Raw genomic sequence first — 19,704 nt, 5'->3', positions numbered from 1 at the left:
TATTTGCCATAGATGTTGAATTACTCAGCGGATATAAAAACCTGCGCCAGTAAACCAAGATATAGCGGCTTTAGCGGGATATATAACCATAGGCGACAAGCACAAGAACTAACAACTTAATAAGAGTGAAGCTTGGGCTTGTAAAATGAAGTCAGTCACAGAGATTAGGCAGTATTAAACTTGGTTATGAAAGGAGCTTTAGTGATAGAGAAAAATCAGTCATAAGGGTCATATTCAAGGGCGTATGCCACTTGATCATAACTAAAGCCCTGCCCCATCAAGTGACGAATTCGGCGAGCTTTTTCTTTCATATCATCTGCGGGACTATCGCCGAATTTCTTCAGCGCGCGCGTGCGGGCCAAGGCAAACCAGTCACAATCACTGGCATCCAAGACTTGTTCGATACATTGTTTATTCAAGCCCTTTTGCATCAGTGCCTGACGTACTTTTCCCGGTCCGTGGGCCTTGGCAATATGGCTGCGCAGCAAGGCTGCAGCGAAACGCTGATCATCGATAAAACCTTTGGCTTCCAGACTATCCAAAGTCTGTTCAACTTCGCTCGACTCAAAGCCCTTGCCCAGTAAGCGGCTCTTGAGTTGCTCGCGGCCATAGTCGCGGCGCGCCAACAGCGCGACCGCAACATCCATTACCGACTGGCTCAGAAGACTTCTCCGGTTTCCAAGTCGATATTGCCTTCACCTGTCTCGGCGCTGGCAGGAGCCGCTTCTGCTTTACTGAGCAGTTTGGCACGCAGTGCCGCTTCGATTTCGGCTGCCACTTCAGGGTGTTCCTTGAGGTACTTACCTGCATTAGCGCGGCCTTGACCTATCTTGTCACCCTTGTAGCTGTACCAGGCACCGGATTTTTCCACCAGTTTGTGGGCTACGCCTAAATCAACCAGCTCACCGGTACGGTTGATACCCTGACCATAGAGAATTTGGAAATCGGCTTGTTTGAAGGGGGCGGCAATCTTATTCTTAACCACTTTAACCCGGGTTTCGTTACCAACAACCTCATCACCCTCTTTGATAGCGCCTGTACGGCGGATATCGAGACGAACTGAGGCGTAGAACTTAAGGGCGTTACCACCAGTGGTGGTTTCAGGGTTACCGAACATGACCCCAATCTTCATCCGGATCTGGTTGATGAAGATAAGCAAAGTGTTGGACTGCTTGAGGTTACCGGCAAGCTTACGCATTGCCTGGCTCATCATACGAGCCGCCAGACCCATGTGGGAATCACCGATTTCACCTTCGATTTCAGCCTTGGGCGTCAGCGCCGCCACTGAGTCAACAATGATGACATCGACGGCGCCACTGCGAGTCAGCGCATCACAGATCTCCAGCGCCTGCTCACCCGTATCTGGCTGAGAACACAGGAGATTATCGATATCCACACCCAGTTTCTTGGCATAGATAGGATCCAGCGCGTGTTCGGCATCGATAAAGGCACAGACTTTGCCTTCACGCTGCGCCGCGGCAATCACTTCCAGTGTCAGAGTTGTTTTACCAGAAGATTCAGGACCATAGATCTCAACGATACGACCCATTGGCAGACCACCGGCCCCCAAAGCCACATCCAGAGAAAGCGAACCGGTAGAGATGGTTTCGACATCCATGGTTCTGTCTTCACCCAGTTTCATGATAGAACCTTTACCGAACTGCTTCTCTATCTGTCCCAGAACTGCGTTCAACGCCTTCTCTTTGTTTGGATCTATTTTCATTCCTGTTCCCTCTTAATTGCGACGCAATGCTTCGCCTGAAATCTATGTTGCCGCCCCTTTATCCAGAGCTTTGGGCTAAATACCAATCTGCCACCTAGTATACTGTACAATCATACAGTATCAAGTGCTGGCGATAATTTATTTAAAGGCCGCTTGCTGATCAATCACTTGTAACCGAAGGCGTAAAATTTCCCCGCCCACGACTGGCTCAGTGATGAATAACTGATACTATTGGCGCCATTGAAAAAGGGCAACCGCTCTTGGAAACACAGTCAAGGAAATATCTGAAAGCTCCCATGAATGCAGTGATTACGCCTATGGATAACCCGGATTTGGAAAAACACACCCCTATGATGCGCCAGTATCTATCGATGAAGGCGCAGCATGCCGAAATGCTGCTGTTTTATCGCATGGGGGACTTTTACGAGCTGTTTTACGATGATGCCAAAAAGGCCTCCGAGCTCTTGGGTATTTCACTGACGGCCAGGGGCAAGAGTGGCGGCGATCCTATTCCTATGGCGGGTATTCCCTATCATGCGGTGGAAGGTTATCTCGCCAAGCTGGTGCAGCTCGGTGAGTCGGTTGCCATCTGTGAGCAGATTGGTGACCCGGCCACGTCCAAAGGGCCGGTCGAGCGCAAAGTGGTGCGCATAGTGACTCCCGGAACCCTCACCGATGAAGCGCTGCTGCAAGAACGTCAGGATAACTTGCTGGCCGCCGTCTACGAAGGCAAGAACGGTTTTGGCTACGCCACCTTGGATGTTGCCTCCGGCCGTTTTGTGATTGCCGAGCTGGCCACCCTTGAATCATTGGAGGCAGAGCTGCAACGCACCAAACCGGCCGAGCTGCTCTACAGCGAAGACTTTTCCCAACAAAGCCTGATTGCCGGCATCAAGGGCAAACGCCGTCGTCCCGAGTGGGAGTTTGACTTGGATACCAGCATGCGATTGTTGCTGGATCAATTCGGCACCAAAGATCTGCGTGGTTTTGGCATAACAGACGCCAGGCTGTCACTGCAGGCCGCCGGCTGCCTGATGCAGTATGTCAAAGATACCCAGCGCACCGCCCTGCCCCATATCAATGCCATTACCCGCTTTAATCAGAGCGACAGCATAGTGTTGGATGCCGCCACCCGGCGGAATCTGGAACTGACAGTGAATCTTGCCGGTGGCCGGGACAATACTCTGGCTTCTGTGCTGGACGCAACCGCTACCCCCATGGGCAGCAGGATGTTACAGCGCTGGATCCATCAGCCACTCAGGGATCATCAACAGATAGGCCTGCGGCAAACCGCGGTGGCAGAGTTGATTGCCAGCGGCCTGTTCGAACCGTTACATGACGACCTCAAGGCGCTTGGTGATGTGGAGCGGATCATGGCGCGCCTGGCCCTGAGAAGCGCCCGCCCTAGAGACTTTGCCCGTCTGCGACAAGCGCTGGCGCTGTTGCCGCAACTACAGCAACTATTGGCAAACACCCAAAGCCCCGAGCTTGGCCGTTTGAAACGCCAGCTCAGTGAATTCCCTGAAGAGCTCGCGCTGCTGGAGCGGGCGATTGTCGACAACCCGCCGGTACTCATTCGTGATGGCGGCGTGATCCGCGATGGTTATCATGCCGAACTGGATGAATGGCGCCGTCTCAGTGAAGGCGCCAGTGACTATCTGCAACAGTTGGAAGTCAGGGAAAAAGAACAAACTGGAATAGCCACCCTGAAAGTCGGTTTCAACCGGGTACACGGCTACTATATTGAAGTTTCCCGTGGACAATCGGCACTGGTGCCCCTGAGCTATCAAAGACGCCAGACATTGAAAAACACCGAGCGCTATATCATCCCCGAGCTGAAAGAGTATGAAGAGAAAGTGCTTTCCAGTCAGGGCAAGGCGCTGGCACTGGAAAAACAGCTTTGGGACGAACTGTTCGATCTCTTGCTACCCAAGCTCAGCGAACTGCAGGCCTTTGCCATGGCGGCGGCCGAGTTAGATGTACTGAGCAACTTTGCCGAGCGGGCCGACAGCCTCAACTACCACCAACCTGAGTTGAGCGATAAGCCGGGCATACATATTGAAGCCGGGCGTCACCCAGTGGTTGAGCGAGTCAGCCAGGCTCCCTTTATCGCCAACCCGGTAACCCTTAGCCCTGAGCGTAAAATGTTGGTGGTCACAGGCCCCAATATGGGCGGTAAGTCCACTTACATGCGTCAGGTGGCGCTGATCACCCTGATGGCGCATATCGGCAGTTTTGTGCCGGCAGATAAGGCGATTCTGGGGCCTGTTGACAGGATCTTCACCCGTATCGGCGCCTCGGACGATCTGGCCTCGGGCCGCTCCACCTTTATGGTGGAAATGACAGAAACGGCCAATATTCTCCACAATGCGACCGCAGAGAGCCTGGTGCTAATGGATGAGATTGGCCGTGGCACCTCAACCTATGACGGCTTGTCACTGGCCTGGTCGGCGGCAGAGTATTTGGCCCAGCGACTCGGCGCCATGACACTGTTTGCCACCCATTATTTCGAGCTGACTCAGTTGGCAGAATTGATGCCCCAGGTTGCCAATGTGCATCTGGATGCCATGGAGCATGGCGACAGCATAGTCTTTATGCACGCAGTGCAGGAGGGGGCCGCCAGCAAGAGCTATGGTTTGCAGGTTGCTTCACTGGCTGGTGTTCCGGCCTCGGTGATCAAGGCCGCCAAATTGAAACTGCAGCAACTTGAAAGTCGCGATCACGGTCAGGCCCCCCATGTTCAGGCGCAGGCCACACTGCAACTGGAAACACCGCCATCTGAGCTTGAACTTCTGCTTGGCAGGCTGAACCCGGATGAACTCAGCCCAAGAGAGGCGCTGGACCTAATCTATAAACTCAAGGCGTTGGCAAACTAAACCTTTGAATTTCAGTTTTCAGCTCAACTTGAAACAACGATTTCACCGAGCAAATGTGCCTGTTGCGCGGTTGATATGAAGGCTGCTTCGTGAAATAGAAAATCCGATGACATTGGTCATCGGATTTTCAGCTTTTTCATAAGATCCTGGTTTAAATGCTCAGCACTTAGCCCAGGTTCTCCTTCAATGCATCAGGGCCTGACTTAGAACTTGTGCTCCAGACCAACACCTATGTACTTGTCATCATCATCCACATTTTCCATGGAGCGATTTGTGTAGAAGGCAAACAGCTTGGTCGGCTTACCCAGCTTGTAGTCAGCACCGATAGACCAGGAATCACCCTTGTCTTCCATATCCTGCCACTGACCTTTCAGAGTCACCGCATCAATCTTGTACGCCGCGCTCAGCAGGTAACCGTTCTTGCTGTCACCATCGACAGACTTCTCTTCCTGCTGGAACATACCACCCAGAACGAAGTTGGCCAACTTGGCCTGCACTGTAGCACGCAGGACATCATAGCCTTTAACTTCTGAGTCATAGGCAACAGAGGCGAATACTGCGCTCTTTTTCAGATCCTTGTCACCGTACATGGCAGCAATAGAGAACCCATCTTCACCACCCTGTGACTTGGCAGCTTCCGCAGCATAAGTGGCACCAACTTTGAAACCACCGAATGAAGGTGACAGGTAAGTTACAGTTTGTTCAATACGGTTTTCCCCTTTGAACAGACTCTTGAGGTCACCAGACAGGTCGTTGAACTGGTCAACTTTACCTTGAGCGACTTTCAACATGGTGTCATTGCGACCCACAGAGACAGCACCGAAGTTACCCTTCAAACCAACAAACTGGTTACGAGCCAAAAAGTTATCTTTGGCATCATTACCTGTATCTACCTCATATTCCACTGTGTAGAATGCAGCCAGATCGTTACCCAGATCGAATTCGCCTTTCACGCCAAAACGAGAGGCATTGCTTTGAACCGCGGTTTCAGAATCGTCAGCAGCAGCTTCGTCATTTGACTGAACAGTAACATTCAACTTGCCGTAAACGGTCAGCGGCTCGGCAGCGTGGGCAGAGGCCAGAGAGACTGAAGCTATGGCTGAAGCGAGTAGTGTTTTGCAAAATGCATTCATCATTAATTCCTTTCGACGTTCTCTTCGTCTTGGTTATTGGTTTGGAACGAGCGAAAGTGTGCAACGAGTCTGTTGCAGTTTTATTTCATCTTTTAACCTGCCAGATTCATTATGCCTTTAGAGTCTCCTTAAAAAAGGCAAAAGCCCTTAACCACGCGGGCTAGCGACAAGCAATACACCATATGACATTTTGGTTAAATCTTTCCCGGGTTGAAAAATCTGTGCTAACGGGGCGGGTTTACCTTGAGGATTTCATGCCTTACACTGCGGCTTTATTTTTCAAAGAGCGCCTGTCATGTGGTTTAAAAATCTCACCGTATATCGTTTCAACAAACCATTTTCTACCGATATAGAGGCACTGGAGACTGCCCTTGAGGGTTTCACCTTTTCTCCCTGCTCCAGTCAGGACATCAGCAAGTTCGGTTTTTCCAAGGCTTTGGGCAAACTGGGGCACACCCTGGTTCACAGCGCCAACAACCGTCACCTAATCTGTGCCACCAAAGAGGAGAAGCTGCTGCCTTCCCAGGTCATCAAGGAAGCGCTGGAAGAAAAGGTGTCGCTGCTGGAAGAGGAAGAAAACCGCAAGCTGACCAAGAAAGAGAAAGATGCGCTCAAGGATGAAATCACCACCACTCTGTTGCCAAGAGCTTTCTCCCGTCGCAGCCAAATCAAGGCTCTGTTGCTGCTGGATGAGCAACTGATCCTGGTAGACAGCTCCAGCGCCGCCAAGGCCGAAGAACTGCTGGCCTTGCTGCGTAAGGCGCTCGGCAGCCTGCCTGTGGTGCCAATGAGCACCAAGACACCGATTGAAGTGCAAATGACCGAATGGCTCAAGCAAGGTAACGCCCCAGCCCCCTTCACCATTCAGGATGAAGCCGAGCTCAAGTCTGCCGCCGATGATGGTGCAACCGTGCGCTTCAAGCAGCAGGATCTGAGCGAAGAAGAAGTACTGGCTCACCTGGAAACCGGCAAGCAGGTGCATAAACTGGCACTGCACTTCGGTCAGTCTATCGCCTTTGTGCTGCAATCCGATGCCGGACTGCGTCGCCTCAAGTTCTCGGAAGAGTTCCGCGCCGCCACCGATGATGTTGCCGGTGAGGATCCGCTGGCCAAACTGGACGCCGACTTTGAGCTGATGAGCAGCGAACTGGTCGCACTGATGCTGGCACTGGTCGACGCCCTGGGCGGCGTTGAAGACAGCCTGTAATCGCTATATCCAAGTAAAAAGGCGCCTGATGGCGTAATGCCGTTCACTTAGTGTGAACGGCATTTGAGTCTGCCTCGGCTTCTGTCTGCAAGCTCCCGGGCAGAAGTCCCCTACGCTGAGATAAAATAACCGCCATAAAAAACGCCGGCGCAAGTGAAGATGCGCCGGCGTTTTCTGGATAATCAGACTCAGGACTTATAGTTACCCTGAGCGTCAAACGGCCAGTCTATGCCAAGCCAGGCCTTGAAGAAGGCTTTCTGGGCGCGGCTGACACTTTCCTTAGGCTTAATTTGCAGCTTGCCGGATTGCTCTGAGGCCAGAGTCACGCGCCGCTCTATGAGCTTATCGTCGTGGAACAGGGTCACTCTCAACTCATCACCCGCCTTAAAGTCAGCCAAACGTTTGCCATAACCTTCGGCGCTGACTTTCAAACCATTGATAGCCAGCAACTGATCGCCGGCGACTATGCCCGCCTGCCAAGCCGGGCCACCACGCTCAACACTTTGCAACACCAAAGAGCCGGAAGTGAGTGTCATACCGGCAAAGGCTTGCTCCTTACTGTCTTTGCCGTAGGCGGTCTTAAGCCCTGCCTGGCTCAGCAGTTTGTCAAAGTCCAGCACCAAGGGGGCATTGACATGGCTTTGCCACCAAGACTCATAGTCCTTGCCGGATAAGTTTTTCAAAATACGTTTCACATCCGTGACATTGTATCCCTTGGGGACCTTGTGTTCACGATAAAGACTCCGGTGCACATCCCGGTAAGACACCTCTTGGGCTGTGTCCTGCAGCAGTGAAAAATCCAGCGCCAGCGAAGTCAGATAACCTTCGGAGTAGATATTCACACTGTGGTTAATGGCGTAATCACCGCCGGTACTGACCCATTGACCGGCGCTGGCTTCGGCCACCGACTGAATTTCCCGCCCCGGCTTATGCTGATTGGCATTGACCCGTTTGGCCAGGTCCTCCATAAACTCTTTCGGCGTCATGATCCCGGCACGCAGCAACAACTGGTTTTGAAAATAGCTGGTAGAGCCTTCCGCCATCCATAAAAGCTCAGTCATATTCTCCTGCTGATAGTCATAAGGCACCAGTCCCTCCGGGCGATAGGCCTTGACGTTCCAGGTATGAATAAACTCATGGGAAGCCGTGCTGATAAAACGCAGATAATCCTGACGCTCACGGAAGTTGAATCTGGGCAGTTGGATAATGGTTGAGTTCAAATGCTCGGTGGCGCCGCGGGCCCCCGAGGTGGCGTGCACCATATAAACATAACGCTCAAAGGGATAGTCATCCCAAATGGCCACCGCCGTAGCGGACAACTTACCGAGGTCTTCCTCTATCTGCTCCAGATCGTAGTTGCCCTCGCCCCAAACCACCAACTCATACTGCTTGCCGTCGGCCTTGAAGGCGCGATGCTGGCTGAGCCCGGTTTCAATCGGCGAGTCGACCAACACATCATAGTTGGCGGCCACAAACGAATGGGGCTTATCACCCGCGGCCATCCCCGAGTAACTGCGCCAATCACTCGGCACATCCAGTGTTACCTTGACTGGCTCCTGACGAAACTCAGGGCTGTACATGAAGACGCCGCTGGCATCCAGAAACGCATGACTGGCATCAATATGCCTGACCCTTTGCCCCAACTCGTTGGCGTAGAGCTGATAGCTGACGGTGACCGCTGTCGGCTTGGATAAAGCCACAGTCCATTCACCGCTGGCGCTGCGCTTCCAAGGCAGGCTATTGCCCTGCTCGTCCGTGGCATGAAAACGTCGAACCCCATCCGCCAGCGGTAATACCTGATACTTGCCGGTACGCCAAAGCGGCAGATTAACCTTGAGCTGTTGCCCGGAATGTTGCGGGAAAGTAACATTAACCTGAGCCAAATGATGTTCGGGACTTTTCAGATTTATCTGATAATCAATGTCAGCCAAAGCTGAAGATGTCCAGCCCAGTGTTGTCAGTAGGGAAGAGTAAGATATGATTGACAAAACAGCGGATTTCACTCGTAATTCCTTCTTATGTCATTGTTGTTATAAAATCGGCCGAGTATAACAATTCGGGGAGTTCACCTCACCCGCTGCTAATAAAAGCTAACAATTAAGTCCCCAAAGAAAGGGACAAAGGCAAATATATGTACTTTTTCAGGGTTATCTTCATCGCATCCATGCTGCTTATAGGCACGACGCAGGCCGATGAACTGGATGATATAGAGATAAATTTCAGAGAGCAGCCCAGGCAACTCCATAGCACTGTGGTCAGTTCAACGCCAAAATCACTGCGATATCTTTCTCTTAAAGAGTTTCAGGCCAGCGCATCTGAATTGGGCTACACATCGGGACAATTGATAAACCAGCTTATCCTGTTGGCACGGCTGGATCTGGATGCTCAAGTGCTGGTTCCCGGCCGGCTGGAACAGGCACTGGAAATCATTGAACTATTAAAGATAATTGCCCGCAGCGACTATGAAAAAGCTGCTCTCTATAACTTGGAAGGTCGTTATCTTGGTCGGGTTGATCAACAATATCAACAAACTGTTGCCCTCAACCAACAAGCACTCGAACAATTGGGCGAAGCAGAAGATAAACGCAGTCAACTGCTCAGGTATGTCATCTATGAAGATCTGGGTACAGTCAACCTGATAGCCAAACAACCTATTCCCTCTCTGAACGCCTACAACCTGCTCAGAGATACCGCCTACCAACTACGAAATGATTACCTGATAGCCAATGCCGAGGCGGCGTTGGGCAAATACTATAATGTGAACGATCAGCAGACCAAATCGCTGCAGCACTACACCGAGGCCTTCCGCTTGGCCAGCCGTTATAACCACCCCAATCAAAAGGCACTGCTGCAGTTGAATCTGGCCAAGCTCTATCGGGATATGGAGCAGTGGGACGAAGCGCTGGAGTTTGCCCACGGAGCAGCCGATGCTTACAAATCCATGGGTTCAGGCTCGTTTCTCTCCCATACCATGACAGTTATTGCCATGGTATATGCCAACACAGGCGAGTGGAATAAAGCAATAGACTACTACCTCAATGCCCAGCAGCTTGATGCCGAGCTGAAAAACTTTATCGCCCAAGGGTTAAACTTCCACAACCTTGGGGAAGCTTACTTCAATTTGAACGACCATCAGGTCGCCCTCGATTACCTGTTTCAGGCCAACGCAATATTCAAAGACAGGAAGAGCAATCATTACCTGGTTTATAATGAGATGTTGATAGCTGAGGTGAGCCAGGCCATGGAGGATTGGCCTTTAACCATGCAACACGCCACAGAAGCACTGCGACTGGCCAAGTTATTGGAATTGCCACAAGAGCAGATCGAAGCCCTTGGTTATCAAACTCATGCTTACAAGGCCCAGGGACAATATCAACAGGCGCTGCTCTCTCAGGAGCAAAGCTTCCAACTACAACAAGAGCTGCTGGAACAAGAACGCAATACCAACTCGAATGTCAGCTCCTCTGCTGTCACAGAACAAAAGTTGAAGTTGGAAGTGAGTCAACTCAGGCAGGAAAAGCTGCAACAACAAGATTCACTGCATACCCGTAATATTTTACTGGCGATAACCCTGGGGCTCAGCTTGCTGTTACTGGCACTGGCGACGCAGCAATATAAATTGCGTAAACGTATGGCAAAAATCAATCTGGCCCAGAAAACGAAAATGCAGCAGGAACCCATAACTAGCCTGCCGGGCTATCGCGCCCTACTTGGCAGTGTTTCAAGCAAAACCAAGGGGCTGGCGCTACTGTCTTTGGAGGATGAGCTCAACAGCGACCTCACCTTGGGCAACAGCCTGGCGGCGCCAAGACTCGCGCAACTGGCTGAAGATATTGCCGCTATCACAGGTGCCAAGGTATTTCTGCTCAGACCCGGCCTATTTGCCCTGACTCTTACCGAAGAAACCAGACCGGCACAGCTTTACCGTCAACTTAGCGACTGGCAATTCCAGGGGCTGGCCCCCAAATTGGCCCTGGGGTATATTCCGCTGCCATTATTGGCTAACCCGGATGTTAAATTGTCACCTGAAACCCTGGTTGAAACTGCACAGCTAGCCCTTGCCGGTGCCATCAGTTTGCAGAATAACCAAGGTAGCTATGTCGGTTTCAGTACTCTGGACTTCACGCCAGCCGCCATCTTCTCAGCTCCGCTCTATCTGCAACTGCAAAAGAGCATTATCCGTGGCCTGATAAGAGTAGAAACCAATGGTGAGAAAGATAAGATCCACTGGCCGGAGGTACTCCAACCGTCCAGAAGCGAACATGTGTCAATAATTTGATCTAAACGACAAAACTTTGTCTCAACAACTAGATGGCAGATTTGCACTCCGGCCGGATTGCGATACCATTTAGAAGTGTCTGGAACCGGCGTCATAAGAAATCAAGCCTCTCATGACCCGACGATTGATTCGATCGCGCATCGAAGGAAAATAACAGGAATGAAGGACTCAAACGCAACGGTGTCGCAACTGGGTGTACTGAAACAGAAATTGCACTCTACCAAAGCCGCGTTGGATGAAATGAATGAAGACAGAAATGCCAAACTGCAGGCGTTACTGCAATTTATTGGTCATCTCAGTCTGGCCTGTAAGGGACAAAGTCTGGAGCTTGACAACAAACTGGCCAAGCTTAGACATAACCTGGGAACCTATGAACGTATTGATGATGTCCTGCCGGATCTGGTCGATGTCGAACGTCTACTCAAGGGACAGTACCATCATGTGATGGGCCAACTCGAAGAGGGCCGCTCCAGCCTGAGCAAATTCAGCCGCCAATTGCAACGAGTCGACTCCATGCCCGAACGCCTCAAGAAAGAGGTCAGCTATTTCAAGCAGGAGCTGGGCAAACCTTTTCATACCGTCTGGGACTATATTCCCAAGGTCGAGCAACTGGTGGGCTTTTATGAACAGCTGCTCGAAAGCCAATTTGAATCTGAATCTCCCATTGCTATCTTGCCTAAACACAGGCAGCTTGGCCATGAACTGGCGCAGATGATATCCAATATAGAGTTTCGCAAAGATCAGCGTGATCAGGTATTGGTGATCAAAGAGCTGTTGGCCTCGACCGAGATAGATGTCGAGGCTCTGCTGGAAGCCTATCAAACCATACTCTCGCTGCTGCTGGACAACATTGCCCGCGAAAAAACCGCCTCGCAGGAGTTTCTGTTTGCCCTCAACGATGCCCTGAGTGCCGTACGGGAAGTGGTCAGCGATTCATACAATCAGTCCCAGCGCAGCCATCAGCTCAAGAGCCAATTGAATCGCGAGCTCAACGCCCAGGTAGACAATGTTGGTGCGTCACTGGTGGATATTGACGACATCACCGAACTAAAACAGCAGATCAGCGAACAACTGGCCACCATTCGTGCCAGCCTTGCCCGTAAAGAAGCGCTGGAGCAGAGAGAGCAAGCCTTGCTGCGTAAGTCGATAGAGACTATGCGCAAAGAACTGAATGATCTCTCCAGCGAAGCCACCACCTATAAAGAAAGACTGTTTGAACAGCAAAAGCTCAATATGCTAGATACCCTCACCCAGCTGCCCAACCGTGCGGCCATGGAGGAGCGGATGGAGCAGGAATACCGCCACTTCCAACGCAATAAACAGCCCCTGTGGCTGGCGGTAGCCGACATAGATCACTTCAAATCCATCAACGACAGCTTTGGTCATACCACAGGTGACAAGACACTGCAGGTTATCGCCATGGCATTGAAGAACTCCCTGCGTGACACAGAATTTGTCGCCCGCTACGGCGGGGAAGAGTTTGTTCTCATCATTCCGGATGTTTCCCCCAAGGATATAGAACAACTATTGAACAGGGTGCGCGAAAAAATTAAAAATATTCCTTTTAAATTTAAAAATCAGCGTATTACAGTTACAGTATCCATAGGGGCCGCGCAGATATTGGATGGCGAACACATCCAGGAAACCTTCGAACGTGCCGATGCGGCCCTCTACAAAGCCAAACATGAAAGCCGTGACAGAGTCATTATAGATTGACAGCAATGACTCCGGTTTCAGCTCAAGGAGTCGTCATGATAGTCAGGATCAGTCCCCGCGGCAGTATGGACCAACTGTCGCAACTGGAGGCCGACCGCCTCAAACAAAGTGCCAAGAGTGACCTTTACCAACTCTACCGCAACTGCTCTTTAGCCGTTTTGGCCTCGGGGCAGCAGACTGATAATGCCAAAGAACTGTTTGAACAATTCCAGGACTTTGAAATCAATGTGCTGCGCCGGGAGCGTGGTATCAAATTGGAGCTGGTCAACCCGCCGGCCAGTGCCTTTGTCGATGAGCAGATCATAGTCGGCATTCAGGAGCACCTGTTTGCCGTGCTCAGGGACATCATCTATGTCAGCAACAAATACGATGGTCTAAAACACATCAACCTCACCAATGCCAGCCACATCACCAACGTGGTGTTCGACATTCTGAGAAACGCCAGAGCCATTACCCCGATGCAGGATCCCAATGTAGTGGTCTGCTGGGGCGGCCACTCGATAAACGATACCGAATACAAATACACCAAAGAGGTGGGCTACCAGTTGGGGCTGAGAATGCTGGATATCTGTACCGGCTGCGGCCCGGGTGCCATGAAGGGACCAATGAAGGGCGCCGCAATCGGCCACGCCAAGCAGCGTATTCATAACGCCCGTTACATAGGCCTGACCGAGCCGAGCATTATCGCCGCCGAGCCGCCCAACCAGATAGTCAATGAACTGGTGATTCTGCCGGATATTGAAAAACGCCTGGAGGCCTTTGTGCGCCTGGGGCACGGCATAGTTATCTTCCCAGGCGGCGCCGGCACCGCCGAAGAGCTGCTCTACCTACTTGGTATTTTGCTCAACCGCGAAAATGCCGATATTCCTTTCCCGCTGGTGCTATCCGGCCCCAGAGAAAGCGAAGCCTACTTCCGCGAAATCGATGCCTTTATCGGCGCGACGCTGGGCGAGCAGGCGCAGCAGAAATACCAAATTATCATAGACGACGCGCCCCAGGTGGCGCGTATCATGCGTGCCGGGATGGAAGAGGTTAAACGTCACCGCAAGCAAACCGGTGATGCCTACCAATACCAATGGAGCCTCAAAATAGAGCCGGAATTCCAGTTGCCCTTTGTGCCCACCCATGAAGTGATGGAAAACCTCAACCTGCACTTCCAGAGCAACAAGGCTGAGCTGGCGGCCAACTTACGCAAGGCGTTTTCCGGCATAGTCGCGGGCAACGTCAAGGCGGAAACCATGAAAAACATCGAGCGTCATGGTCCATTCAAGCTCAAAGGCGATCCCGAGCTGATGGCCTTGATGGATAAACTATTGGGCGCCTTTGTCAGCCAACAAAGAATGAAGTTACCTGGCACCGCCTATGTGCCCTGCTATCAAATAATGAAATGAACCGACTGCTGATTATTGATGGTATGAATCTGGTGCGCCGCCTGCATGCGGCGCAGCCGGATGAAGCCGACATGCAAGGGCTGACCGAGCGCAGCCGCAATGCCTGCCAGAAGCTTATTCGCCAGCACAGTCCCACCCATGTGGCCATTGTCTGGGACGGCGATGAAGAGTCCTGGCGAAAACGCCTGTATCCGGATTACAAAAAAGGCCGCAAACCTATGCCCCAGGCCTTGGCCGATGGCCTACCGGCGCTGAAACAAGCTCTGACCGAAGCTGGGATAGGCTCCATCAATGCGCTATCGGAAGCCGATGATGTTATCGCCACCTTGGCCAGCAAATTGTGCTTGCGCGGTGGTGAAGCGATTATCGTCTCTACCGACAAGGGCTTTTGCCAATTGAGGTTACCGCGTTTACTGCTATGGGATCACTTCAATGGCGCCGCCATGGATATTGCCGCACTGGAGCAGAAACTCGGCATAGAGCAGAGCCAGTTGCTGGACTTTATGGCCCTCAGCGGCGATAGCGGTAACAAGATCCCCGGCATCCAGGGAATTGGTCCCAAGACGGCCGGTGAACTGCTCAGAAGCTTTCGCACCCTGGCCAATGTCTACAATGCACTCGATACTCTGGGCGCAAAGCAAGCCAAAAAGCTAACCGAAGGCAAGGAGATGGCGCGCCTCAGCTATCGATTGGCAAAACTGCGCACAGATCTCGAACTCAATATTCGCTTAAGCCAGTATAGAGTCAAAGAAAGCTAAGGCTCCAAGAGCTCAACTTAAGCAAAAAATGGAAAACCAGCATGAAAGGTAAGGCCCCTGTGATTATCGGCAGCATCTTTGTCGCCTATCTGCTCTTTATTGCCGTGGTCATCCTCTTCTATGAGCCCAAGCCGGAAGAGATGAGCTGGGAAGACAGGCAAGCCTATAACCTGTCCAAAGTCACTGAATTACAACTGGGCAGACACTGGAACAAACTATTGAAACCCTGGGCAGAGCCGATTTCAGCGAAGCCATACAAACCCATGGTCAGTCGCTGCAAGTGCTCTTCTACCGCACCCAGCATGTCAAATCAGACGGCAAGACCACCAAAGACGAGTGCACCCCACTCTTGTTTAAAGATGGCCGACTCCAAGCCTGGGGGGAAGACACTTACCAGCAATATCTGCAGCAACATATACAGCCCCTGCAGACCAACCCCAAACAGACACAGAAATAGCGAACCGAGCTCAAATATCGGCTTGAGTGCAAACGCTCTTAAGCGCCCAAACCTATGGCGCAGCCTTACTGGCTGTTCGTTATTTAAAAACTCTCTTCCAACTGAGATGCTGCATTCCCGGCAAAACAGTTTAATGGAGTAAACAAATATGAATGACTAGCTGATTTTCCACCGCCGCCAATTTTATCTGGAACTGAACTGGTTGATAAAAGCCAACACGCTCCAACGCCCGGTAGAATTGGGGCTGGATCTGGTGGTGGATTTTGCCCAGTGCACTCGCCTATTCTTCGCTGAACCTTTCGTCAACATACTCTCCTCGATGGGGCCTTTCGGGGTTGAGCGTATTGAAAATCCTACAAGCCGGATGAAGAACTGTATGCCGAGATAGACATAGGTACAAGAGACGAACTGGATAGCCTTGATGAAGTGCTCTATGCCTATTTTCAATCTAAAGAATCAATCTAAAGAAGACACCCACAAACAAAACATATTACAAACGCACTGTTTACATTGATGCTGTCGCGAGTATCTTATACCACTCAATACAGAGTGAGCTGTCTTGCTCTTGAGTAAACCCAGGTTGAGCAATAAAACGGAATAACAACATGAAAAGTAAGGCACCTGTAGTTATCGGCAGCATCTTTCTCGCCTACCTGGCCTTTGTTGCCGTGGTCATTCTCTTCTACGAACCCAAGCCGGAAGACATGAGCTGGGAAGACAGGCAAGCCTATAACCAGTCTATGATTTCAGAGCTGCAACTGGGGCAAACACTGGCAGACGTCACCCAAACCCTGGGCAGAGCCGACTTCAGCGAAGCCAAGCAAACAGAGGGGCGCTCGCTGCAGGTGCTCTTCTATCGCACCCATCACAGTAAATCAGACGGCAAGACCACCAAAGATGAATGCACCCCACTGCTATTCGAAGATGGGCAACTGCTGGCCTGGGGCGAAGACACTTACCAGCAATATCTGCAGCAACATTCGCCGCAGCAAGTGCTACCCAAGGCCCCAGCTCAACCCGAATAACAACAGAAAACTCGCAGTTTAAGGAACGGACAACCAATGAAAATCTATGGGGATGTCTCAGAACGCTCAAACAAGACTGAGATCTTTTCCAGAGCCGACTGAAGAATCCCCCCTCCACATCACCTGCCCCTACCCTATAAACAGAAAAAAGAGGCGACCAATTGGGCCGCCTCTGTGAGTTATTTTGCCAGCAAGAAAGTTCAGTCTTCCGCCTTGGGCTCGCGATAAGCTTCGCCCTTTTCAAGCCACTCGGGGGCCTTGGCACCCTTGAGGTAATGATCAAACCAGTCTTTCATCCGCACACTGTAATCCAGCTTGTTGGGATACTTCTTCAGATGGTGCGGCTCGTCCTGATACTGCAGCAAGACCACATCTTTTCCGGCGCGGCGCATTGCCAGGTACAGTTCAACCCCTTGCTCCCAAGGCACGGCATCGTCTTTGTCACCGAACATGATCATCATCGGCGTTTGAATACGGTCGACATAGAACACAGGGGAGTTTTCTATGTATTTCTGCGGCGCGCGCATCAGCCTTTCACCGATACGGCTCTGGCCGGTTTCATACTGGAACTGACGGGCAAGGCCGGTACCGTGACGTATGCCGCTGTAGGCACTGGTCATATTGCTGACCGGCGCACCGCTGACTGCAGCCTTGAAGATATTGGTCTGGGTCACGGCAAAGGCAGTCTGGTAACCGCCCCAGGAGTGGCCCTGAATACCCACTGCATCCGGATCGGCAATCCCCATGTCGATAAGCTTCTGCACTCCGGCGGTCAACGCCTTGACCGAACTGATACCGGGATAGCCGACTTCAAAGCGGATATCCGGCAGGAAGATGGCGTAATCATCGGCGGCATACCAGGCAAAGTTGGGCCTGTGATTGATTTTCATGTCCGGGAAGGCGTGCAGGCGATCGCTCATAAAGCGGTAGAAATACACCAACACAGGATAACGCTTGCCACTTTGATAGTTGGCAGGCTTGATTAACACGCCGTCCATTTCACGGCCATCACCGTCGCGCCAGTGCACCAGCTCTGACTTGCCCCAGGGCAGTTTGCGGCGCTGGGCATCAAAGTCGGTTTGTTTGACCGCCTTGGCCGGCTCAAGCAAAGCCGAGCTGTAGAGATCCGGATAGCTGTCGTAACGCTCCTGACTGAACAGCAAGGTATCACCCTTGTCGGCTCTGGCCAGCACAGCCAGCTTGTTGTCTTTGGCAAGCAGCGGCGTCAGTTGAGCCCGGCCGATAACCGCACGGTAAAAACCGTCGGCCTTGGTCTTATGGCTATAACCCTGCAGCAACACAGCCTGATTGCGCGCCACTGTGGCCGGATAAGCCTTGTCTGGCTGAGCCAGAGCTTCGATACGCAGACTTTGCTGCTGCTTGCGGCCCTCGCCACCTGTCAGCATAAAGCCGTCGTGGGAGCGGGTATCAAACTGCCAGATATCGTATTTGTCGTAAACCAGCAGGCCTGAGTCATCCTCGAGCCAGGGGCCGAAGCCATAGCCGGGCGCCGCAGAGGGATAATCATGATCTTCGTCGGCGAAGCTGACCTTGAGCTTACTGCTGAGGTTATGTTTGCGACCGCTGGCCACATCATAGAGATAGATGCCGCCCTGCTGATAAAAGGCCAGGTATTTACCTGCCGGTGACAGGGTTGGCGCACTGCCGCTGGGCTGTTGGGTCAATATCCGGGTCTTGTGACCGGTATTGATATCCACCAGGTAAAAATCCCGGTAGAAACCGGCCCAGGTGATCATCTTGCGATAGGGAATATCCGAGCTCCCCAGCAGCACCCGCTTGTGTTCGCTCAGCTCAATGTCCGGCACCTTGCGGTCGGCCAGTTGCACCAGGTTGCGCGAACCAAGGTGCAGCACAGCCAGATAAGTGCGGCTCTGCTCTTTTTCATACTGTTTGACTTCGTTGGGCTTGATCAGCGGATCATCCCCGTGCCACAGGCGCAGATCCCGCTGGGCACTGACCAGCGCGGTGTCGTACAGGTCGCTGCTCTGCTCCACCTTGGGAATTTGCAGCTGCTTGCTTATCTCGGGCACCCGGCCGAAGAACAGCCGCTCACCGTCGGCCGAAAAGCTCAGCTTGGCATGGCGATTAATGAGCCAGCCCTTGCTGTCGCCCTTGCTAGGCAATATCTGGCTCAGTTTACCCGACTTTCTGTCGTAGAGAGACAAGGCATAGGGGCGCTCATTCGCATCCAGCGCCGCATCTCCTCGGGTATAGGCAAGATAGCGGCCGTCACGGCTCAGCGCCAGGGCACCAAACTGCTTGTCGGCTTGGCTGCTGACCGATTTGAGTTCGAAGCTGCGGGTATCAAGCACAGTGATGCTGTGGCTATTACTGGCACTGTCATTTTGCGCCAGTGCCAGTACGCTGCCGTTATAAGCCAGTTGCCAGGCGGTCACATGCTCGAAACGCTGTGACTTGCCGCTTGCCAGCGACAACAGCTCGAAACTGCTGCCGGCATCCAGTTTCGGCGTTTTGGCTGCTGGAGCCTCAGAGGCGGATGCTTGAGTGGTTGCTTTGGCATCAATGCCGTTTGCCTCTGCGCTCTCTTTGCTTTCTTCATCGGCCTCATACCAGATAGCCAGTAAAGTGCCATCTTCGCTGAAGGCATAAGACTTGACCCGCTCAAAGCGGCGCTGCTCACCTGTGGTGTTATCCAGCAGCAACAGGCCTTTTTTCAGCTTCTTGCGCGCCTTGGGAGCAAGCTTTTCCGATTCGAGCAGCGAAGGCGCCAGAGTAAAGGCAGTGTAACGGCCATCGGCTGACAGCTGCGGCTTGGAACCACCAGCAACATCATAAGCCTTGGTATTGACCAGTGACTTGACCACACCACGGCTGTCGCCGCGATCCGGCGCGACACTGTAGGCCAGCACCTTGCCTTGTGGGTCGAGAACCTGATCGGTAATCGACTCAAACTGCATTATATCCTTGAGGGTCAGTGAGGGGCTGCTCTGGGCACTGACAGTGGTCGCGAAACCGACTGACAGCAACAGCAGCGAGGCTAAGGGCGTTAACTTCAAGATCGTCCTCTTTTTCATTGTTGTTAGACTAAAGTAGACTTTATTATTTTATTGGCGTTCCATCATGGTCAGGCACCCGCTTTTTAGCAAGCTAACCCACA

The 19,704-nt window shown here is 52.1% G+C and carries 13 protein-coding genes and 1 pseudogene; 9 read left to right on the top strand and 5 right to left on the bottom strand.

Going from position 1 to position 19,704, the window contains the following annotated elements:
- Nucleotides 1-215 precede the first annotated feature (215 nt).
- Nucleotides 216-647, bottom strand: a complete 432-nt coding sequence (locus WKR14_RS06560) for a regulatory protein RecX (protein ID WP_101056576.1) — start codon at nucleotides 645-647, stop codon at nucleotides 216-218.
- A gap of 11 nt (nucleotides 648-658) precedes the next feature.
- Nucleotides 659-1,723, bottom strand: a complete 1,065-nt coding sequence (gene recA, locus WKR14_RS06555; RefSeq protein ID WP_039034396.1) for a recombinase RecA — start codon at nucleotides 1,721-1,723, stop codon at nucleotides 659-661.
- Between the two features lie 317 nt (nucleotides 1,724-2,040).
- Here recA and mutS point away from each other — a divergent pair, with 317 nt between their 5' ends.
- Nucleotides 2,041-4,599: a DNA mismatch repair protein MutS gene (mutS, locus tag WKR14_RS06550; RefSeq protein WP_404830129.1), complete on the top strand. Its 2,559-nt coding sequence runs from the start codon at nucleotides 2,041-2,043 to the stop codon at nucleotides 4,597-4,599.
- Between the two features lie 203 nt (nucleotides 4,600-4,802).
- Here mutS and WKR14_RS06545 read toward each other — a convergent pair whose 3' ends face one another.
- Nucleotides 4,803-5,735 (bottom strand): porin, encoded by a 933-nt coding sequence (locus WKR14_RS06545; protein WP_039034397.1) that lies wholly within the window; start codon nucleotides 5,733-5,735, stop codon nucleotides 4,803-4,805.
- Nucleotides 5,736-6,027: 292 nt separating this feature from the next.
- Between WKR14_RS06545 and rdgC the strand changes: the two genes are divergently transcribed.
- A complete protein-coding gene (gene rdgC, locus WKR14_RS06540; protein WP_101095170.1) occupies nucleotides 6,028-6,939 on the top strand; it encodes a recombination-associated protein RdgC in 912 nt (303 codons plus the stop codon).
- A gap of 188 nt (nucleotides 6,940-7,127) precedes the next feature.
- On the opposite strand, the gene WKR14_RS06535 is transcribed toward rdgC, so the two are convergent.
- Nucleotides 7,128-8,942 carry a M61 family metallopeptidase gene (locus WKR14_RS06535; protein WP_101057576.1) on the bottom strand — a complete coding sequence of 605 codons (1,815 nt, stop codon included), beginning with the start codon at nucleotides 8,940-8,942 and terminating at the stop codon, nucleotides 7,128-7,130.
- 128 nt (nucleotides 8,943-9,070) lie between these two features.
- Between WKR14_RS06535 and WKR14_RS06530 the strand changes: the two genes are divergently transcribed.
- From WKR14_RS06530 to WKR14_RS06495, 7 genes and pseudogenes are all read left to right on the top strand, one after another.
- Nucleotides 9,071-11,218 carry a tetratricopeptide repeat protein gene (locus tag WKR14_RS06530; protein ID WP_165564759.1) on the top strand — a complete coding sequence of 716 codons (2,148 nt, stop codon included), beginning with the start codon at nucleotides 9,071-9,073 and terminating at the stop codon, nucleotides 11,216-11,218.
- 159 nt (nucleotides 11,219-11,377) lie between these two features.
- Nucleotides 11,378-12,934 carry a GGDEF domain-containing protein gene (locus WKR14_RS06525; protein WP_101057573.1) on the top strand — a complete coding sequence of 519 codons (1,557 nt, stop codon included), beginning with the start codon at nucleotides 11,378-11,380 and terminating at the stop codon, nucleotides 12,932-12,934.
- A 35-nt stretch (nucleotides 12,935-12,969) separates the two neighbouring features.
- Nucleotides 12,970-14,325 carry a nucleotide 5'-monophosphate nucleosidase PpnN gene (ppnN, locus tag WKR14_RS06520; protein ID WP_071239253.1) on the top strand — a complete coding sequence of 452 codons (1,356 nt, stop codon included), beginning with the start codon at nucleotides 12,970-12,972 and terminating at the stop codon, nucleotides 14,323-14,325.
- A complete protein-coding gene (xni, locus tag WKR14_RS06515; protein WP_101057572.1) occupies nucleotides 14,322-15,083 on the top strand; it encodes a flap endonuclease Xni in 762 nt (253 codons plus the stop codon). The genes ppnN and xni overlap by 4 nt, the downstream gene beginning before the upstream one ends.
- A 41-nt stretch (nucleotides 15,084-15,124) precedes the next feature.
- Nucleotides 15,125-15,540 (top strand): annotated as a pseudogene (locus tag WKR14_RS21380) (DUF3192 domain-containing protein).
- A gap of 202 nt (nucleotides 15,541-15,742) precedes the next feature.
- On the top strand, nucleotides 15,743-15,928 hold the full coding sequence (locus tag WKR14_RS06500; RefSeq protein ID WP_234556180.1) for a hypothetical protein: 186 nt from the start codon (nucleotides 15,743-15,745) through the stop codon (nucleotides 15,926-15,928).
- A gap of 217 nt (nucleotides 15,929-16,145) precedes the next feature.
- Nucleotides 16,146-16,565, top strand: coding sequence for a DUF3192 domain-containing protein (locus WKR14_RS06495; RefSeq protein WP_224867984.1), 420 nt, complete (start codon nucleotides 16,146-16,148; stop codon nucleotides 16,563-16,565).
- Between the two features lie 200 nt (nucleotides 16,566-16,765).
- On the opposite strand, the gene WKR14_RS06490 is transcribed toward WKR14_RS06495, so the two are convergent.
- Nucleotides 16,766-19,603, bottom strand: a complete 2,838-nt coding sequence (locus WKR14_RS06490) for a prolyl oligopeptidase family serine peptidase (RefSeq protein ID WP_339087531.1) — start codon at nucleotides 19,601-19,603, stop codon at nucleotides 16,766-16,768.
- Between the last annotated feature and the right edge of the window lie 101 nt (nucleotides 19,604-19,704).

Origin of the sequence: Shewanella chilikensis, from assembly GCF_037953065.1 — a bacterium.
Lineage (GTDB): Bacteria > Pseudomonadota > Gammaproteobacteria > Enterobacterales > Shewanellaceae > Shewanella > Shewanella chilikensis.
Note: the sequence above shows the minus strand (reverse complement) of the source record. Positions and strands in the feature narration are given on the sequence as shown.